Below are 17,247 nucleotides of genomic sequence, written 5' to 3'. Positions count from 1 at the left end.
ATATATGGCACGTTACAGAGGTCCAGTTGTTAAATTGATGAGAAGAGAGGGGTTAAACCTCTTTCTCAAAAATAGTCATACATTACATAAAGAAAAATCTTCCCTTGAAAAGAGAAAGTACCCACCAGGTCTTCCTCCTAAGAAAAAAGGAAAGATCACTGAATACGGAGCTCAGCTTCGTGAAAAACAAAAAGTTAAACGTGCTTACGGAGTTTTAGAAAAACAATTCCGTAGATACTTTGAAGAAGCAACGCATACTCCAGGGATTCCTGGTGAGAACTTACTACAATTCCTCGAAAGAAGATTGGATAACGTTCTCTATCGTATGGGTTTTGCCGTTACAAGAAGACAAGCACGTAACTTTGTTGCACACAGACATATTTTAGTGAATGGCCACCGAGTCGATATTTGTTCTTACCGAGTGAACATAGGTGATAAAATCGAAATTCGTGAGAAATTCCAAAAGTCTCCGTTTATCGAAGAAAATATCAAACTCGCTCAAGCAATCAATCGAACTGCTTCTTGGGTAAGTGTAGATTATACCAAGTTCTCTGGAGAAGTGTTATCACTTCCAACAAGAGATCATATTGATATCCCTGTGAAAGAACAGGTAATCGTAGAGTTGTACTCGAAGTAAGAATTTAGAGAAGAAGGATACGACATTGTCTCCAAAGAATTTATTAAAAGGTTTCAAAAGACCCAAAAAAATCGAATTCACTACCGATGTGAATACACCAAACTATGGTAAGTTTGTTGCAGAACCTTTCGAAAGAGGAATTGGTACAACGATCGGTAACTCCCTTCGTCGTACGCTTATGTCTTCTATCGAAGGTGCTGCAATTTCCGCGATTCGAATTGAAGGAGTCTCTCACGAGTTCTCTTATATCGAAGGTGTAGCTGAAGACGTTACTCGTATCATTCTTAACTTAAAACAAGTTCGAATCAAATACGAGCCTGAAGACAAAGAAGCAAGTAAAGTAATCCACTTAGAATTAAAAGGTGCAGGTTACTTTCGTGCAGCGGATCTCGCTGTTGATTCTTCTATTGAAATCATGAATCCAGACCTTCATATTGCAACTCTCAATGAGGACGCAAATTTGATTATGGATTTGGAAATCCAAAGAGGACGTGGTTACGTTCCTGCTGAGGACAAAAAGAAAGATATCGAAGTATTGGGAACAATTCCAATCGATTCTATCTTTTCTCCAATCCAAAAAGTATTGTTTGAAGTATCGGAAACTCGTGTTGCACAACGTTCTGATTACGAAAAACTTACTATGGAAGTTTGGACTGACGGTTCTGTTTCTCCAGAAGACGCAGTAGCACAAGCAGCAAAAATACTAAAAGACCACTTGACTGTATTCATCAACTTTGAAGAAGAAATTGAAGAAGAAGAAGAAGAATTAGATGAAGCTGACGAAAAACTAAAAGCAGCTTTATCTAAACATGTAGAAGAATTGGAACTATCAGTTCGTTCTACTAACGTTCTTCGAAGTCTGGAAATTGACTTCATTGGTGAACTCGTTAAGAGATCAGAAGACGAAATGACTAAATCAAAACATTTCAGCGAACAAAGTTTACAAGAGTTGAAAGCAAAACTTTCTTCAATGGGACTTTCGTTCGGTATGAGAGATTTTTAAGATGAACAAACGTAATAAAGTTAAACAACTCAACAGATCCGCAGATCATAGAAAAGCTATGATTCAGAATATGGTAATCTCGCTTCTTCGCCACGAAAGAATTGAATCTTCCGTTGCGAAATTGAAAGTAGCGCGTTCTTATGCAGAACGAATCATCACGAGAGCAAAACGCAATTTAGATGTTAACCTTGCAAATCTTGATGAACAAAAGAAAAATGCAGCCATCCTGCACAATACACGATATCTTTATAGCCATCTAGGTGACCAAGAAATCGTAACTAAACTTTTGAAAGATCTCGCCAATCGTTATGCAGAAAGAGTCGGCGGATACACTAGAATCATTCGTTTGGTGAACCGTCCGTCTGACAATACAGCAATGGGAATTTTGGAACTTGTGGATCGCAAAACTCAAGATGAGTTAAAAGCGGAAACAAAAGCAAAACGCGAAGAAAAAAAACCTGCAAAAAAGGAAGAAAAACCTAAAAAAGTAAAAAAAGAAAAAGTAGCTACTAAGTAAGACAATTTTCTTTTTTAGAGTTTTTAAGAGAAGCCTGCTCATCCGAGTAGGCTTTTTTTTATTGCAATCGGTTAAATATCCGCTAGGATTCTACATTCCAAACGAATGACTCCCACCCTTTCTACATCCGATTCTATTTGGCATACTGCATTTAGTTCCAGTCCCATTGGGATGGCTTTGACCGATATGGAAACTGGCCTTTATGTTGATGCCAACGATGTTTATTGTAGCTGGCTTGGTCGGACAAGGGAAGAGGTGATTGGTAAATCCACTCTCGATTTAGGGATTTATTCCAATGCAAATGATCGGGAAGCGATCTTGGCGGGTTTAAAGAGAGATGGTTTCATACTAAATTTGGAAGTTCCTCTCATTAGTAAATTAGGTGCTACTGTCACAATTCTATTCAGCGGTCGAATTGTTGAAAATGGAAAGTATCTTCTTTCCGCTGGTCAGAATATTACTTCGTTAAAGGAGAAGGAATACCTCGCTGCCGTTTTACAAAACGAACTAGTCATCAGCAAAGAATTATTTGAAAGTGTTTTTCGTTTGAACCCAGCAGCTGTTAGTCTATCTAATGTGGAGACAGCCGTGTATGATGATGTCAATGAGGCCTATTGCCGTCTCATTGGTTATACAAGAGAAGAGATTATAGGACGCACTTCTTATGATCTAAATATATGGATTACTAAATTTGATCGGGAAAGATTAAAGTCAGAGCTTCTCAAAAAAGGTTGGAGTACCGGAATGGAAGCAAGCATTCGAACGAAGTCTGGAGAAATCCGTCATGTGGTATCTGGAAATACCATTTTGCAAACCAAAGGTCGACCTACACTTCTAGCCATCCTCATTGATGTGACCGAATCCAAACAAAATAAAGAGGCTCTCGAATTTGCTGTAAAAGAGAGAACAAAGGAACTCAATCGGATCTTGGAGGATTTACAAAAAGCACAAGACCAATTGATCCTTTCTGAAAAAATGGCCACCTTGGGACAGTTAGTTGCAGGAGTTGCTCATGAAATCAATAATCCACTCGCAGCCATTGCTGCCTTTAGTGAACAAATCTACAATCGAATGGGAAATTTTGGCACTCGTTTGTTTCAAATTAAAGAATGTTTTTCTAAATATTCAGATAAAGAGATCAATGAGATTATTTCCTGGGTCATCGAGTTATTTACAGTCAAACCGAAGTCTTATAACTTTTCCGATTCACGGAAGGCAAAAAAAACTTTAGAGGGTATTTTCAACAATTTGCAGATTGAATCTGCATACGATTTAGCAGATCGAATTGTTGATCTCGGTGTTTCCGATTTCATTCTCGAAAATGAAAATTTTTTACCACATTTCAAATCATCACCTCTTTTGGATTTAGTTCTATCAGAATTGAATACTTTACGTAGTATTGAATCCATTCGTTTGGCGGTAGAACGGACTTCAAAAATTGTATATAGCTTAAAAAACTATGGTCGCTTTGATCGAAACGAAGCAAAATCGGAAATCAATTTGGTAGATACGATTGAAACGGTGATTACTCTATATCAAAGTAAAATGAAATCAGGTGTGGAGTGCATTCGTGTCTATAATGCGAAACCTATCATTTTAGGTTACCCGGATGAACTGATACAAATTTGGACCAATCTCATTTACAATGCCTTACAGGCCATGGCTTTTAAGGGATCCTTAACCATCCAAGTGGATGAGTTGGAAAAAGAAGTTGTGGTTCTGGTAAAGGACAATGGACCGGGAATTCCGATCGGCATCCAGAAAAGAATTTTTGAACCTTTTTATACAACAAAAGAGAAAGGAGAAGGAACGGGACTTGGTCTTGGAATTGTAAAACAATCTGTGGAAGAAAGGCACCGTGGCCGGATCCAATTCCAATCGGAACCCGGCAACACGGAGTTTCAAGTGACCTTACCTAAAATCTAGCCAACTGCATTTGCAATTTTTCCGCAATCAGATCAAAGTCCTCATTCTGAATTACGGTTCGGTAAGCTGCAGTCACAATGGGATGTCTTTTTTCATCTAGTTGGATTAGGTTTGGTAGAACTTTTAATCCATAAAATCCATTGGTGATTTTTTCTGGTCTTGTGCCATAAGCCAAATCATACCCATACTTTCTATCTCTAGTATCTGATCCGAAACATGCCAACATAAAGTCTGTCATTCCTGAAAGACCATTGAAGGTAGTCGGATCCCCACCCAGTAAAACTCCGATAGATACCATTTCGTTGAAAAAACGATTACTCAAATGAAAGAGTGTATTATCCACATTTCCACCTAACTCTCGTTTGAAATAACCTTCTACAAGTCCCATCGCAAGTGCATAAATGGTTTTTAAGGCACCTCCGAGTTGGACTCCTTTGGTGTCTCTTGAGTTGATGGCAGGTCTTGTGAAAACATAGTTATTGGTAAGAAGTTCTTTCAGTTTTGGAATGAGAGAGTCTTCGAAAGCAGAGATTTCAAATCCAGAAATTTTACGTTCCATAATTTGGTCTGGATAACAGGCACCGGAAACTACAGCAAGCCGGTCCCTTTCAATGAGTAACAATTCATGAAGGTCTTCCAAAATCAGTCCTTTTTTGGAACCAGTAAATCCTTTGATCACATTGACCACGGGGGATTTGTTTTTTTGCAGGTAAGTTCTTATTTTTGAATAGATGTTATCAAATTCCCAGGGATTGGTTCCTTGGATGAAGAGAGTTGCCGATTTCAAAACTTCTGGTTTGTCCGAAAATTCGATGTTTGGTGGTAGTTTGTAAATGGGATAATGGACCACATCACGCCTTTCTTCGTTACTTTGTTTTACCATTTCGGAATCGGGACTGTAGATCGTGACTTTGACATTTTTATTTGCCATCACACAAGCGAAAGCCACGGACATATTGGATGATCCAATGATGACCACATGTTCCTCCGGTTTTTTCGGAAATGAAATGAGTTGGTTTGTTTCTCTCACGTCTCCTTTGTAGAGGTTGCGATAAGTTCCATGTTTGTGTTTGTTTAAATTGCTACCCACAAGTAAAGCAAGGTTATCGATGATAAACTGCTTTTTGTCTCCAGTACCTGGGAAAGAAATTTGTTCAATGTGAGAAGGAAAGCTCAACATTTCCTTTTTTGTGAGTTCCCCAACAAGGACTGGTTTTCCGATCACAAGTTTCCCTACGGCTTGGTTAAATAGTAATCCTTCTATCGGAAGGATTTTCTCTGTTCCCTCCAAAGAGATGGGGAGAATGACTTTGTTGGCAACATAATGGTACACTGTGTCCACAAAAGGCATAAGCCTACCGTCACGAGACCGGGTTCCTTCTGGGAAAATAGAAATGACCTTTCCATCAGCTTGTAATTTCTGCGAGTTCCGGAAGGCTCGCATATTGATTTTTGTCATTACATCGGAAAGAGATGGGTTGTCCGCCATATCCTTTTTGGAACAAACAAGAAGGGTTCCAAACATATAGAGTCCGAGGCGAGTGAAGTCTGGTTCAAAAGCCAAACGCCCTGCAATAAAGACTAGAGATTCAGCAATCTTTCTTCCTTCGGGGCCTGAATTGTAGAGAAGAGTGAAGATGGCTGGTGCATCTAAATGGCTTAAATGGTTGGATATGAGAGTGACTGGATACTTTCCTATGACTCCATCTAAGAGTTTTAAGTTTTCGATTCCTTCCACTTTGAATTTCTTCATAATGGGATCGAGAAACTTCAGCATAAAGTCACGGGGTTGGGTACGGATGTCCGTATACACGCCGATTTCTTCCAGACGTTCTGGTTCTTGAAAGATATCCATGACCTTCGGTTTCGGTGTGCCTTGTGAAAGAACTAAAAACTCTTCTAAAATGGACTTTGCTTCGGATTCGGTAAGACCCGATTTTACAAATAGGTGGATGTTCTCAAAAAATTCTTTATGCCAGCGACCCAAAGTGGCTTCTTTTTCTGTCATGTATGCCTCTAAACCGACATTAAATTACTGAAAACTTTCGATTTGTCTATTCGATTTTTACAATTGATTGCGTAAATCCAGGATTTCTCTAAACTGACTTCTTGGGTGATCGAGATCCCGGTATGAATCAAAAAAACAAATCAATTTCCTCGGAACAAAAATGGATTCCGGATGGATTTCATTTTTTAGGCCCCGAAGAAAGCAAAAACCGGCGGATTTTACTACAAACATTTTCGGAACTCTTTGAGAAAGAGGGGTATTCTGAAATCAATCTTCCTTCCTTTGATTATTCTAATTCGTTTCGCTCTCATTTGGATCATGGAGTGGAGAGTTTACTTGTTACCAAAGATTGGGATGGGAATGAACTCTCTCCAGGAGTTGACTTAACACTCCAAGTGGTAAAGGGAATGGCTGCTCGTTCCCATTGGGAAGAGAACCAAAATGTATTTTACTTTGCACGTAAGATTCGTGACCACAAAAAACGAAATGCGTCAAGAAGAGAAATTCTGCAAATCGGCGTGGAGTCTTTAGGTAAAAGTGATCCCAAACATATCATTTCACAAATCCAAATCCTAAAGAAACTTTGGACGAGTTCTGTCCCATCGGTTCCGTTTACCATCGTATTTGGACATTCCTCATTTTTCAGATCCATACTAGAAATTTTAGGTTGGAATGAGGAACAAACAAAAGTTCTACGCCAACTTCTATACACAAAAAATGTTCCGGAACTTGTCTCTCTAGCTGCTAGAGAAAATACCTCTGAGTCCCATTTGGAGATGATCCAACTTCTTCTGCGACCAATTCCTGTGGCGGATATGCCAAAATTTAAGGAATCACTTCATAAGATTTTAGATCCAAAGGAATGGGAAACTCTGAAAGGCGATTTGGATTCCATCATTTCTTTTTTTGGAGAATGGACAAAGTCCATGGAAGGAACACCAAGCATTTGGGATCCTTCTCTTGTTCGTGATCTCTCTTATTATACAGGTTTTATGTTTCAAGGATATGTGGACCGTGATCCTGAACCGGTGTTTGCCGGTGGTGTTTATAATGAATTGTATGAAAGTTTTACCGGAATTAAAAAGGATGCCTGTGGTTTTGCCCTGCATTTAGATTCCATAGAAGAAATAGTAAATAAGGTTAAATGAGGGAATTATGCCTGCAAATTTAGTTGTCGGAGCACAATGGGGTGATGAAGGAAAGGCTAAGGTAATTGATTACCTTTCCAAAGATACAGATATTATTGTTCGGTACCAAGGTGGCGCAAACGCCGGTCATACCGTGGTTGTGGGTGGAAAGAAGTACATCTTCCATCTCGTACCTTCTGGCATTATTTATGACAATACTACTTGTGTCATTGGGAACGGGGTGGTACTTGATCCTGAGTATTTTCTAAAAGAATGTGCTGATTTGGAATCTCATGGGTTTCGAGTGAAAGAAAAATTGCTTATCAGTGATTCTTGCCATATTCTTTTGCCTTACCATCGTTTGATCGATGAAGCAAGAGAAGCAGGTTCTTCTCCAGAAAGGAAGATCGGAACGACAAAGAAGGGAATTGGAATGTGTTACGCAGACAAAATGCTTCGTAACGGAGTTCGTGCTGGTGACCTTTTAGATAAAGAAAATCTAAAAAGAAAACTCACTCATATCTTGGAAGTGAAAAACCAAGAACTAGTGAAATATTATGATTTAGAACCAGTCAATATCAATGAAATGTATGATTTCCTTTTGGATTTTGCGGATAAAATCGGCAAAAACATTGTGAACACGGTGTATTACTTAAACTCTGAGTTAGAAAAAGGCAAACGAGTTCTTTTGGAAGGGGCACAAGGTACAGGGCTTGATATTGATTTTGGAACCTACCCTTATGTAACTAGTTCCAATCCTACAACGGGAGGAGCTCTTGCTGGTTCTGGTGTGAGTTTTCGGTATTTAAAAGATGTAATCGGTATCACTAAGGCTTATGCAACCCGTGTGGGTGAGGGACCTTTCCCTTCGGAAATTTTAGGCGAAGCTGGGGACGTGCTACGGAAGTTAGGTGGAGAATACGGATCCACTACTGGAAGACCAAGAAGGTGCGGTTGGTTTGATGTACAAATGATCAAACATGCAGTGACTGTGAATGGAATCAATTCTCTAGTGCTTACCAAAATTGATGTTTTAAGTCATTATGATTCCATTCCTGTAGTCATAGGTTATGAATACAAAGGTAAGAAGTTAGATTTTTTTCCATCCCAAGGATTAGAAGACGTCAAACCGTTGTTTGCTGAATTCAAGGGTTGGAAGGATGATATTGCTGGAATTAATTCCTTTGCTAAGTTACCTCCACTTTGCCAATCTTACATCAAGTCACTTCAGGAGTTGGTACATACAAAGATTAGTATTGTTTCGACCGGACCGGATCGTGAACATACGATCATCATGGATTAAAAAAAACGAGGTGGTTTGAATCTTTTTTTTAAGTAGTTGTTGACCGAGAAAGGTCCTTCGATATTCTTGGCTACAGAACGAGTCGTTAGCTCAGCTGGTAGAGCAATTCCCTTTTAAGGAATGGGTCCGGGGTTCGAATCCCCGACGACTCACATAAGAGTTTTTCTAACTCATAGAAAGTTCTTCTAAAACGGTGCCATCGTCTAATGGTTAGGACACAAGGTTTTCATCCTTGCAATCGGGGTTCAATTCCCCGTGGCACTACCAAACAAACTTCCCTCAAGTAACATTTTTCACAAACCCCTCTCTGGTACTCTGCTTTGCATTTTTCTATGATTCCCACTCGAGTTAAGTAAAAGTCGTATAACAACGGATCGTCTGGTTTGAGCCGCAGAAAAAAATCTTTGATAAGATAAGCATCACTCGATCCAAAACTTTTGCGAGTGGTGATTCCTAAAATCCGAATTAACTTTTGGATATGTACATCTAAAGGGAAGGGAATTTGATTGGGTTTGATTTTTTGGTAAATTCCAAAATCAGGATAAGAAGTTCTTACCATCCAGCGTAAAAATAAGGAAAGGCGTTTTTTCGGGGACTTCGCTGTGGACTTACCAATTAAGAATTGTAGGCCGTATGTGAGAGTTTTTTTACCCAAGGTGGTCTGAATTTCTTTTTCCCAGTAGCTTTGGAAATTTTGGATAGAGCTTTCTTCCAAAAAGCGATCCTCGTTGTCTAAAAACTTAGATTCCCAAAGGGGAGATTTCTTTTTTGATTCCGAAACCACCCTGGCAAGTGTTTGGAAGAATGTTTGGTTGTCTTTTTTTGTTTGGAACCGATATACTTTTAGTTCTTTTAGAACGGATTGGAATTCGTTACCAGAGTCCCGCAAGGTTTGGTAGGGAGAGGGGCCAAGAAGAACAAATAGAGGTTTTAAAAAACCTTGGATACTTTTGACATTCCCATAAGCATAAAGACAGGAGATCAAGGAGACTACTTCTATATCCAAAGGATCATTGTATTGTTTTGGAAAACAGATCGGATCTGTATCCAGATAGGTAAGGTTTTGGTAGTTGTTTTTAAGAGCTTCTAACTTCGAATGTAGTAGTTCAAAATCAATCGGCATTCTTCATCGCAATGTAAGTTCTGGATGTAAGTTTTCTTCCAATCCGTTCTTCCATAAACTGGCTTGCTTTGATGAGAGAATCCAATTGAATTCCTGTATCATACCCTTCCTTATGAAGAAAATAGACTAAATCTTCCGTGGCCACGTTTCCTGCAGCCCCTTTGGCATAAGGGCAACCGCCGAGTCCTCCCGCCGAACTATCAAAACTTCGAAGCCCCATACTCAGTGATTGTTTTATATTGGCGATAGCCATACCATAGGTATCATGAAAGTGGCCTGCGAGATGATTTGTTGGAATTTTTTTTAAGAGGACCTCTAAGAGTGCTTCTACTTCTTTGGGAACAGCCACTCCGATGGTTTCGCCCAATGAAATCTCATAAACACCAGCCTCTAGCAGGCGTTCTGCGATCTCTAAGGTTTGTTCTGGTTTAATTTTTCCTTCGTATGGACAGGCAATGACTGTCGAGATATACCCTCGCACTTTGATTCCATCCGCCTTCGCTGCAGTAAAGATGGGTTTAAAAAAATCCAAACTCTCTTGAATTGTCATATTGATATTTTTTTTGGTAAATGTCTCTGAGGTGGCGGTGAAGACAGCAACTTCAGAAAAACCGGACTCTTTGGCTCCTTCATAACCTTTGGTATTGGGAGTCAGACAAGAAAATTGAACTTGGTTTTGGAACTTAGGAAGGACAAGGCCAGCAAGTTCTATGGCATCACCCATTTGAGGAATTCGATCTTTACGTACAAAGGAAGTGAGTTCGATATTTTTGATTCCGGTTTCTACTAGACGAGATACGAATTCGAATTTATCCTGAGTCGAGAGAATGGTTTTTTCGTTTTGCAGTCCATCTCTTGGTCCCACTTCTGTGATTTTAATTTGTTCCAATGCCCAAATCTCCTTCTCTTTAGACTCACCTTTGGAAATGAGAAACGCAATGATTTTATGGTGGGAGTTTTATGTTTACTCTTAAAAATATTTCCGTTCGTGCGGCGGACCGTTCCTTATTACGAAATATCAACTTAATCGCTAAACCAAAGGAAATCACAGGACTTGTAGGAAAGTCAGGCTCAGGGAAATCAACTTTGTTTCGATTGGCTCTTGGGCTCCTTACAAAAACGGGCGGATATGAATGGGAAGGATCCATATCTTGGAATGGAGAATACCTTTCCTCAGGACAAAACCCGAAACTCCAACCTGTATTCCAAGACCCTCATGGCAGTTTTTCTCCCTTTGGCTCAATGCGAGAATTATTACTCGAACCGGCCCGAATCAAAAATCATTTTTTTTTAAAAACACATCAAAAATCTAAGGAATGGGATCGAATTGAATCCTACTGTAAAAGGTTTGATCTCCCTAAAGAATTGTTGAATAAAACAAAACAAGAGTTAAGTGGTGGGCAATTACAAAGATTTGCCATCCTTCGAGCTTTACTCACGGGCCCAGAATATCTGCTTTTGGATGAGCCTGTCACTGCCCTTGATGTGCTGGTTCAAAAAAAGATTGCCGAAGAACTAAAGGAAATCAATACAAAGGAAAATTTGGGAATGTTTCTTGTTTCCCATGATTTAGGATTTTTGTCTTATATGTGTGATGCTATTTTTGTTTTGGATGGAGGGGAAATTGTAGAATCGGGCCGAGCAAAGGAAATTCTCGCTAATCCAAAATCGAAACTTTTGCAGAGTTTACTTCAGGCAAAAAATCATTCATTTGCCGGAACTGCTTCCTCTTCTGAATCATCCAATTGAGTTCGTTTCGCCTCGGCAAATTTTTTGGCAATATCACGCCTTCTTGCAATCACTTTGGAAGATACGGTCGCAAAAAAAGGATCATTGGTAAAACTTAACATCTTTGTATATTCTTCTTCTGCCGTTTCATAATCGGTTACTTTCGATGCGGTTTCTGCAAAATAATAATGAAATTTTTTATCGTAAGGTTTTGGCTTTCCTTCCGCCGTTGTGAGAGTGGTGCGACTAAAAATTTTATACGCGATATGAAAATTTCCTTTTTCCATTTCCAAACGAGCAAATCCTAATTTTACATTGGGACTTTCTTCTTCAATGGTGAGGGCTTTGTTTAGATAGAGAAGGGCTCGGTTTTTCAGTCCTGTGGCTAGGTAATGATCGGCCAAACGAATGAGGGCTTCTGTATCATAAGGATTTTTTGCAACAGCCAGTTTGTAATTGAGGATGGCGTAATAAACTTGTCTTGTGATTTCAGATAGGATAGCGATATGAAGATAGGTTTTGAAATACTCTGGCATTTCTGCTTTGGCATATTCAAATTCCACTAATGCTTTTTCATAATTCATCTCCAATGAATACAGTCGTCCCAAATTGTATCGGAAAGGAAAAAATTGGGGATCAAAACGAACACCTGCCTCCAATCGTTTGATCACTTCTAAGCGTGTATTTGGTTTTCCATTGAACAAAAGTTCCATTGTATCATTATTCCACTTGCCGGAATTGGTAATGGTCTCCGTTCCATAGGTAAAACTTCCGTTGGATTTCGGTGGTTCGTCTCGGAAGAGTTTCCCTCGTGCGAGAATGAAGTCGTCTTTGTGGTAGATAAAGGATCCATTCGGCAAATCAGAGGTATCGAACTCTTGGTCCTTACCCCAAAGAAGCTCAGGGTATTCCTGGTTCCCTATGAGTTTTTGTCCCCAAATCAATGTAGGGAATAAAAACAGAAGTGCGAGACTAAAGCTACGGAAGAACATGGTGTAGAATGAACCAAACCCTTTTGGAAACAAAAGCGCTTACTATTACTGTCGGCGAAAAGGTCTTACTGAGAGAGATCAATCTCTCTTTTTTTAAGACAGGGATTGTGGCAGTCCTTGGCGAGAACGGGGCAGGAAAGTCCACTCTCTTAAAAGAGATCTACCACCACTCGCTTTCCTCTCCGAAATGGCAATGGAACCAAGGCAAAAAGAAAATCACATATCTAAGTCATGAACTCGGGTTTTATTCCTCTCTCAGTTTAGAAGAAAATTTAGATTATTTTTCCAAGTTAGATGGGAGTATATCCGATCTTTCGAAACGAAACCGACTTTTAGAGGCCTTTCGTTTGCAGAAACGAATTTGGGATCCCATACATACCTTTTCTCGTGGAATGAAACAGAAAGTAGCAATTCTTAGAGCCTTACTTTCTTCAGCAGAAGTGGTTTTGTTTGATGAGCCTTTTACGGGTTTGGATGCCGATTCCTCAAAAGTTTTGAGTGACCTTTTAAATGAAGAATCAAAATCAAGACTCATTCTAATAGTTCTCCATTCCATTCCCAAAGAATTAGAATGCAGCTCCCAATTACAAATTGAGAAGGGAGGTGTGTTTGTTACTCACCTTACTTAAAAAAGAATTTTATCTGATAGGTCGGTCGCTTGGGGGAGTGGTTTCTCTTTTTACCTTAAGTGTATCGGTTGTGTTTATTTTTTATACCTCGATTGAAGTGAATGAAATGTTGTCCGAACGTAGTATTCGCGGGATCAAATGGGCCATTATTTTTTTACTCAACTTTGTGATTGTGAGCCAAAGCCTTTGGGAAGAAAGAGAATCAATGGGTTGGGAGGCTAGCCTCTCCTTTGTGAGTCCTATTTCTTTGTATCTGGCTAAGTCCCTTGCGATATGGTTTTGCACCATTTTAGTCAATGGAGCCCTTGTCCTTGTACTTTCTGTTTTTTTTCAAAACATGAGTATCGAACGGTATTGGGGAGAGTGGTTATTTGCCAATTTGGGGAGTGGGTGTTTGGTGTTTCTTGGAGTTTCTCTTGGCCTCATTGCCTTTGAAAGTCGTTTGAAAGAAATCATCATTCCTCTTTTGCAACTTCCCTTTTCCATTCCCCTCTTTCTTTTTGGATTGGAAGCAGAACATCGGTATTGGTTGGAGCCAGGGTTTTACCTCCCTTCCGTGGGACTTCTTTTGTTTTTTATGTTATTTTATGCAACTCTTGGTTCGGTGATGATAGAGATTCTACGGAATGAGCATTAAGACCTTGTTTTATCCTAGAATTTCTTTCCATCTCTGAAAATCTGGAAAAAAATGGAACGTAAGATTCGGATATTTCACCCAGCTTTCGACATTGGTTTTTTTCTCGTTGTATGTACGTCACTGGTTTTTGCCGTTTTTACATCTTTAGTGTATCCAAACGTCATTTTAGAACAGGGATTAAGTCACCGAATTTTTTACTTTCACGTTCCGGTCGCCTGGGTTGCGTTATATGGCCCCATTCTTTCCTTTCTTTTTTCTTTGATTTATCTTTTTACAAGAAATATGCTTTGGGATAGACTCGCATTTACCGCAAACCAACTTTCTTTTTTGTTTGCGGTAGGGGTTTTGTTCTCTGGTCCCATTTGGGCCTATAGTGCTTGGGGTGTTCCTTGGGATAAAACAGATGCTAGGTTACAGTCGTTTTTTATTCTTTGTATTTCTCTGTTGAGTTATTTTATCTTTCGTTATTTAGTTCCTGCAAAAACGAAAAAAGCCATCCTTTCGGCTTACCTTTCAGTCCTTTGTGCGGTCAGTGCCATCTTAACTTGGGGGGCCATTCGTTGGATCGAAAATCCAGGAAACCATCCGAGCAGCGTCCTTGGCAAGGGGGGGATGGATTCTGATATGAAACAAAGTATGTGGCTCGGGGTAATTGCCTTCCACTTCCTATTTCTTTTCCTTTTTCTTGTTTCCAACCGAAGTGAAAAAATCCATGATATCAGATCCAAACTGAAATCGGAACTGGAATAAAACCATGGGAAAAGAAGAATCGGCTCATACCATCCTCATTGTAGATGATGTTCCAGAAAATGTGGAACTTTTGAAATACCTTTTGCAACAAGAGGGTTTCAAAACCTATACTGCCTTTTCTGCTGAGGAAGCACGCCTTGTTCTATTAAATACTGCTATCGATACACTTCTGTTAGATGTGAATATGCCTGTCCAGGACGGGTTTTCGTTTTGTCGGGAACTACGCACCATGGATCAGTTCAAACTCCTTCCGATTCTTTTTATCACATCCATTGAAAGAGAAGTGGGATTCCAGGAAGCGATGAAAAATGGTGGGGATGATTTTATCAACAAACCATTTAACAAAAGAGAGTTGGTTGCCAAAATCCACTCAGTGATTCGTTTGAAAGACTTACAAGACGAGTTGTACAGACAGAAAAGTAAATACGAAAAAGAATTGCAGGCCGCAAGACGGGTCCAGGACCAACTAATACCAGAAAAAAGTTTTATCTGGAATGGAATCAAAGCCCAAACATTATTTCATCCTTATTTACAAATTGGTGGGGATTTTGTAGATTCTTGGATCGAAGAAAAAAAACTCCATATCGTCATTGCCGATTGTTCTGGGCATGGACCAAGTGCGGCTCTCATTGGTGCCATGTTTAAGATGCAACTTTTTAACTTGGTGTCGAGTATGGGACTCAGTGAACGAGTGGCACACCTGCGAAAAAATATGGAGTTAGTCCTTCCAGAAGATTATGCCATTACGTTTTGTTATGCAATCCTTGACCAAGACCTAAAACTTTCTTATATCAATGGGGGGCATCCCGCACCCATCGTCTATATCGACGGGGAAACAAAATTCCTAAAAGGAATGAGTCCCATGATTATGGGAATCAACTTTAGCGCCACCGATGAAGTACAATCAGTCCAGTTAAAGACAGGATCATTGTTTTTTATGTATACGGATGGGGCAAGTGAAGCGATGAACCCAAAATCGGAATACATTTCAGAAGACGGAATGAAAGATATCTTTCATGAGTCAGTGAAGTCAGGAACAGATATTTTACAAACAGTTCAGACAAAAATTTTAGAATTCTGCGGGTCTTCCACTCCGAGTGATGATATGGCGATGGTGTGTATACAATTATGATTCCAACTCCCAGTTATAAGGGTAAAGTAAGAGATGTTTATGATTTAGGGGATTTTCTCCTTCTTGTGGCCACTGACCGAATCTCTGCCTTTGATGTTGTTTTTCAGGAACCTGTTTTGGACAAAGGAAAAATCCTGACACGGATCTCCACTGCTTGGTTTGGCCAGTTTCCGAGTATTGCCAACCATTTGGTAACCGATGATGTTTCCCAGTTTCCGCCTCCTTTCCAAAAAGAAGAGTCGCTTCAAGGTCGGTCGGTCCTAGTCAAAAAAGCAAAACGAATTGATTTCGAATGTGTGGTTCGCGGGTATTTGACTGGGTCTGCTTGGAAGGAATACAAAGCAGAAGGGACCATTGCCCATGTTCCTTATCCCAAGGGACTTCTTGAATCCCATCAATTTGAAACTCCTATTTTCACACCGGCACGGAAAAATGATTCCGGCCATGATGAGAATGTAAGTGAATCCACAATGGAAAAGGAAGTAGGGGAAAAACTTTTTAGCGAACTAAAAGAACTCTCTTTGTATTTATATAACACGGCTCATGTTTTAATGGCAAAACAAGGAATCCTTCTTTGTGATACCAAATTTGAATTTGGACTCATCGATGGAAAACCGATCCTGATTGATGAAATCCTGACACCGGATTCTTCCAGGTATTGGGACGCATCCACTTATGAACTCGGGAAAACTCCGGCCAGTTTTGATAAACAAATCCTAAGAAATTGGCTAGAATCCACCGATTGGGACAAAAATCCACCGGCCCCCCATTTGCCCGAATCCTTGATCCTGGAACTACGTAAAAAATACTTGGAATTGGAAGATAAAATCACGCTATGTTTGTCGCAAAAATAAATGTTACCCTCAAAGAATCGGTTCTTGACCCACAAGGACAAACGGTTCTCCGCACCCTGCACGACCAAGGGAAAAATTCAGTCGCTGACCTAAGAGTAGGAAAATACATCGAAATGAAAATCGATGCGGGCTCGCAGCGAGAAGCAGAAACACTTGCAAAAGAAATTTGTGAATCGGTGCTCGTCAACCAAGTGATTGAGACATACCGTTTGGTTGTGGAAAAGATATGAAGGTTCGAGTTGTCACCTTTCCGGGTTCCAATTGTGATAAGGATGTGGGGACAGTCCTCGCATCCGAATTTGGTGCTACGGTAGATTACACTTGGTATAAGGATTCTTTTACTGACCTTCCTGATCTTGTGGTCCTTCCCGGTGGATTTTCTTTTGGAGATTATTTGCGATGCGGGGCCATGGCCAAATTTTCCAATGCCATGGAATCAGTAGTCGCCTATTCCAAAAAAGGCGGAAAGGTTTTGGGAGTTTGTAATGGATTCCAAATTTTGACAGAATCGGGACTCCTTCCGGGAGCTCTCCTTCATAACCGAACTCTCAAATACATTTGTAAAGATGTAGATCTCATTCCTGTTCCAGAAAACAAATTCACCAAGGGACTACAGGAAAATCTAAGTATCCCCATTGCTCATGGAGAAGGGGCCTACTTTGCAGATTCGGATACTTTAGAACGATTAGAAAAAAACGGACAAGTTGTCTTTCGTTATAAAGAAAATCCGAATGGATCCCTACATGATATCGCAGGGATTTGTAATGAAGCGGGAAATGTTTTGGGAATGATGCCTCATCCAGAACGAGCTGTGAACCCCTATACCGGTAAGATGGACGGGAAACAAATCCTAGAAGCTCTATTAAAAAAATAAAAATCTT

Annotated in this window: 18 protein-coding genes and 2 tRNA genes; 16 read left to right on the top strand and 4 right to left on the bottom strand. The window is 39.9% G+C overall.

Annotated elements, in window-relative coordinates:
• The first annotated feature begins 4 nt into the window (after nucleotides 1-4).
• The 4 genes from rpsD to LEP1GSC199_RS11505 all read left to right on the top strand — a co-directional run bounded on the left by rpsD (nucleotide 5) and on the right by LEP1GSC199_RS11505 (nucleotide 4,083).
• Nucleotides 5-637 (top strand): 30S ribosomal protein S4, encoded by a 633-nt coding sequence (gene rpsD, locus LEP1GSC199_RS11520; RefSeq protein WP_002983303.1) that lies wholly within the window; start codon nucleotides 5-7, stop codon nucleotides 635-637.
• Nucleotides 638-662: 25 nt separating this feature from the next.
• Nucleotides 663-1,640 (top strand): DNA-directed RNA polymerase subunit alpha, encoded by a 978-nt coding sequence (locus tag LEP1GSC199_RS11515; protein ID WP_002974165.1) that lies wholly within the window; start codon nucleotides 663-665, stop codon nucleotides 1,638-1,640.
• A 1-nt stretch (nucleotide 1,641) separates the two neighbouring features.
• Nucleotides 1,642-2,157, top strand: coding sequence for a 50S ribosomal protein L17 (gene rplQ / locus LEP1GSC199_RS11510; protein ID WP_039926655.1), 516 nt, complete (start codon nucleotides 1,642-1,644; stop codon nucleotides 2,155-2,157).
• A 105-nt stretch (nucleotides 2,158-2,262) separates the two neighbouring features.
• Nucleotides 2,263-4,083 carry a PAS domain-containing sensor histidine kinase gene (locus tag LEP1GSC199_RS11505; RefSeq protein ID WP_002982388.1) on the top strand — a complete coding sequence of 607 codons (1,821 nt, stop codon included), beginning with the start codon at nucleotides 2,263-2,265 and terminating at the stop codon, nucleotides 4,081-4,083.
• Here LEP1GSC199_RS11505 and LEP1GSC199_RS11500 read toward each other — a convergent pair.
• Nucleotides 4,073-6,091, bottom strand: a complete 2,019-nt coding sequence (locus tag LEP1GSC199_RS11500) for a 1-acyl-sn-glycerol-3-phosphate acyltransferase (protein WP_002983294.1) — start codon at nucleotides 6,089-6,091, stop codon at nucleotides 4,073-4,075. The two genes, LEP1GSC199_RS11505 and LEP1GSC199_RS11500, sit on opposite strands and share 11 nt — an antisense overlap.
• Before the next feature lie 122 nt (nucleotides 6,092-6,213).
• Between LEP1GSC199_RS11500 and LEP1GSC199_RS11495 the strand changes: the two genes are divergently transcribed.
• From LEP1GSC199_RS11495 to LEP1GSC199_RS11480, 4 genes are all read left to right on the top strand, one after another.
• Nucleotides 6,214-7,239, top strand: coding sequence for an ATP phosphoribosyltransferase regulatory subunit (locus LEP1GSC199_RS11495; protein WP_002983013.1), 1,026 nt, complete (start codon nucleotides 6,214-6,216; stop codon nucleotides 7,237-7,239).
• A 7-nt stretch (nucleotides 7,240-7,246) separates the two neighbouring features.
• Nucleotides 7,247-8,521 carry an adenylosuccinate synthase gene (locus tag LEP1GSC199_RS11490; protein ID WP_002982830.1) on the top strand — a complete coding sequence of 425 codons (1,275 nt, stop codon included), beginning with the start codon at nucleotides 7,247-7,249 and terminating at the stop codon, nucleotides 8,519-8,521.
• Nucleotides 8,522-8,600: 79 nt separating this feature from the next.
• Nucleotides 8,601-8,673, top strand: a tRNA-Lys gene (locus LEP1GSC199_RS11485).
• A gap of 40 nt (nucleotides 8,674-8,713) precedes the next feature.
• Nucleotides 8,714-8,788, top strand: a tRNA-Glu gene (locus tag LEP1GSC199_RS11480).
• Here the strand turns inward: LEP1GSC199_RS11480 and LEP1GSC199_RS20935 are convergent.
• Together LEP1GSC199_RS20935 and LEP1GSC199_RS11470 are read right to left on the bottom strand one after the other, a co-directional pair.
• Nucleotides 8,748-9,644, bottom strand: a complete 897-nt coding sequence (locus LEP1GSC199_RS20935) for a TIGR02757 family protein (RefSeq protein WP_083901952.1) — start codon at nucleotides 9,642-9,644, stop codon at nucleotides 8,748-8,750. The genes LEP1GSC199_RS11480 and LEP1GSC199_RS20935 overlap by 41 nt on opposite strands.
• Nucleotides 9,634-10,533 (bottom strand): hydroxymethylglutaryl-CoA lyase, encoded by a 900-nt coding sequence (locus LEP1GSC199_RS11470; protein WP_002982455.1) that lies wholly within the window; start codon nucleotides 10,531-10,533, stop codon nucleotides 9,634-9,636. The genes LEP1GSC199_RS20935 and LEP1GSC199_RS11470 overlap by 11 nt, the downstream gene beginning before the upstream one ends.
• A 71-nt stretch (nucleotides 10,534-10,604) precedes the next feature.
• Here LEP1GSC199_RS11470 and LEP1GSC199_RS11465 point away from each other — a divergent pair, with 71 nt between their 5' ends.
• Complete coding sequence (locus LEP1GSC199_RS11465; protein ID WP_002982576.1) at nucleotides 10,605-11,393, top strand: ABC transporter ATP-binding protein; 789 nt, start codon at nucleotides 10,605-10,607, stop codon at nucleotides 11,391-11,393.
• Here the strand turns inward: LEP1GSC199_RS11465 and LEP1GSC199_RS11460 are convergent.
• Complete coding sequence (locus LEP1GSC199_RS11460; protein WP_002982532.1) at nucleotides 11,348-12,364, bottom strand: tetratricopeptide repeat protein; 1,017 nt, start codon at nucleotides 12,362-12,364, stop codon at nucleotides 11,348-11,350. The genes LEP1GSC199_RS11465 and LEP1GSC199_RS11460 overlap by 46 nt on opposite strands.
• 8 nt (nucleotides 12,365-12,372) lie before the next feature.
• Here LEP1GSC199_RS11460 and LEP1GSC199_RS11455 point away from each other — a divergent pair, with 8 nt between their 5' ends.
• From LEP1GSC199_RS11455 to purQ, 7 genes are read left to right on the top strand one after another with little or no spacing between them, the layout of a single operon-like run.
• Nucleotides 12,373-12,993, top strand: a complete 621-nt coding sequence (locus LEP1GSC199_RS11455) for an ABC transporter ATP-binding protein (RefSeq protein ID WP_002982539.1) — start codon at nucleotides 12,373-12,375, stop codon at nucleotides 12,991-12,993.
• Nucleotides 12,974-13,630 (top strand): heme exporter protein CcmB, encoded by a 657-nt coding sequence (locus LEP1GSC199_RS11450; protein ID WP_002982324.1) that lies wholly within the window; start codon nucleotides 12,974-12,976, stop codon nucleotides 13,628-13,630. Before LEP1GSC199_RS11455 ends, LEP1GSC199_RS11450 begins: the two co-directional genes overlap by 20 nt.
• Nucleotides 13,631-13,681: 51 nt before the next feature.
• On the top strand, nucleotides 13,682-14,380 hold the full coding sequence (gene ccsA / locus LEP1GSC199_RS11445; RefSeq protein ID WP_002983111.1) for a cytochrome c biogenesis protein CcsA: 699 nt from the start codon (nucleotides 13,682-13,684) through the stop codon (nucleotides 14,378-14,380).
• 4 nt (nucleotides 14,381-14,384) lie between these two features.
• Nucleotides 14,385-15,512 (top strand): PP2C family protein-serine/threonine phosphatase, encoded by a 1,128-nt coding sequence (locus LEP1GSC199_RS11440; protein WP_002982879.1) that lies wholly within the window; start codon nucleotides 14,385-14,387, stop codon nucleotides 15,510-15,512.
• Nucleotides 15,509-16,366 (top strand): phosphoribosylaminoimidazolesuccinocarboxamide synthase, encoded by an 858-nt coding sequence (locus LEP1GSC199_RS11435; protein ID WP_002982423.1) that lies wholly within the window; start codon nucleotides 15,509-15,511, stop codon nucleotides 16,364-16,366. The genes LEP1GSC199_RS11440 and LEP1GSC199_RS11435 overlap by 4 nt, the downstream gene beginning before the upstream one ends.
• Nucleotides 16,348-16,596, top strand: coding sequence for a phosphoribosylformylglycinamidine synthase subunit PurS (purS, locus tag LEP1GSC199_RS11430; RefSeq protein WP_002982940.1), 249 nt, complete (start codon nucleotides 16,348-16,350; stop codon nucleotides 16,594-16,596). Before LEP1GSC199_RS11435 ends, purS begins: the two co-directional genes overlap by 19 nt.
• Complete coding sequence (purQ, locus tag LEP1GSC199_RS11425) at nucleotides 16,593-17,240, top strand: phosphoribosylformylglycinamidine synthase subunit PurQ (RefSeq protein ID WP_002983082.1); 648 nt, start codon at nucleotides 16,593-16,595, stop codon at nucleotides 17,238-17,240. Before purS ends, purQ begins: the two co-directional genes overlap by 4 nt.
• Nucleotides 17,241-17,247 lie beyond the last annotated feature (7 nt).

The sequence above is a fragment of the Leptospira vanthielii serovar Holland str. Waz Holland = ATCC 700522 genome (genome assembly GCF_000332455.1).
In the GTDB taxonomy this organism is placed as follows: domain Bacteria; phylum Spirochaetota; class Leptospiria; order Leptospirales; family Leptospiraceae; genus Leptospira_A; species Leptospira_A vanthielii.
Note: the sequence above shows the minus strand (reverse complement) of the source record. Positions and strands in the feature narration are given on the sequence as shown.

Excerpts from the sequence above, each read along its gene's own strand:
- purQ (WP_002983082.1), top strand. The coding sequence starts at position 16,593 with ATGAAGGTTCGAGTTGTCACCTTTCCGGGTTCCAATTGTGATAAGGAT.
- LEP1GSC199_RS11460 (WP_002982532.1), bottom strand. The coding sequence starts at position 12,364 with ATGTTCTTCCGTAGCTTTAGTCTCGCACTTCTGTTTTTATTCCCTACA.
- LEP1GSC199_RS11500 (WP_002983294.1), bottom strand. The coding sequence starts at position 6,091 with ATGACAGAAAAAGAAGCCACTTTGGGTCGCTGGCATAAAGAATTTTTT.
- LEP1GSC199_RS11495 (WP_002983013.1), top strand. The coding sequence starts at position 6,214 with ATGAATCAAAAAAACAAATCAATTTCCTCGGAACAAAAATGGATTCCG.
- LEP1GSC199_RS11490 (WP_002982830.1), top strand. The coding sequence starts at position 7,247 with ATGCCTGCAAATTTAGTTGTCGGAGCACAATGGGGTGATGAAGGAAAG.
- LEP1GSC199_RS11440 (WP_002982879.1), top strand. The coding sequence starts at position 14,385 with ATGGGAAAAGAAGAATCGGCTCATACCATCCTCATTGTAGATGATGTT.
- ccsA (WP_002983111.1), top strand. The coding sequence starts at position 13,682 with ATGGAACGTAAGATTCGGATATTTCACCCAGCTTTCGACATTGGTTTT.
- LEP1GSC199_RS11435 (WP_002982423.1), top strand. The coding sequence starts at position 15,509 with ATGATTCCAACTCCCAGTTATAAGGGTAAAGTAAGAGATGTTTATGAT.
- rpsD (WP_002983303.1), top strand. The coding sequence starts at position 5 with ATGGCACGTTACAGAGGTCCAGTTGTTAAATTGATGAGAAGAGAGGGG.
- purS (WP_002982940.1), top strand. The coding sequence starts at position 16,348 with ATGTTTGTCGCAAAAATAAATGTTACCCTCAAAGAATCGGTTCTTGAC.
- rplQ (WP_039926655.1), top strand. The coding sequence starts at position 1,642 with ATGAACAAACGTAATAAAGTTAAACAACTCAACAGATCCGCAGATCAT.
- LEP1GSC199_RS11455 (WP_002982539.1), top strand. The coding sequence starts at position 12,373 with ATGAACCAAACCCTTTTGGAAACAAAAGCGCTTACTATTACTGTCGGC.
- LEP1GSC199_RS11505 (WP_002982388.1), top strand. The coding sequence starts at position 2,263 with ATGACTCCCACCCTTTCTACATCCGATTCTATTTGGCATACTGCATTT.
- LEP1GSC199_RS11465 (WP_002982576.1), top strand. The coding sequence starts at position 10,605 with ATGTTTACTCTTAAAAATATTTCCGTTCGTGCGGCGGACCGTTCCTTA.
- LEP1GSC199_RS20935 (WP_083901952.1), bottom strand. The coding sequence starts at position 9,644 with ATGCCGATTGATTTTGAACTACTACATTCGAAGTTAGAAGCTCTTAAA.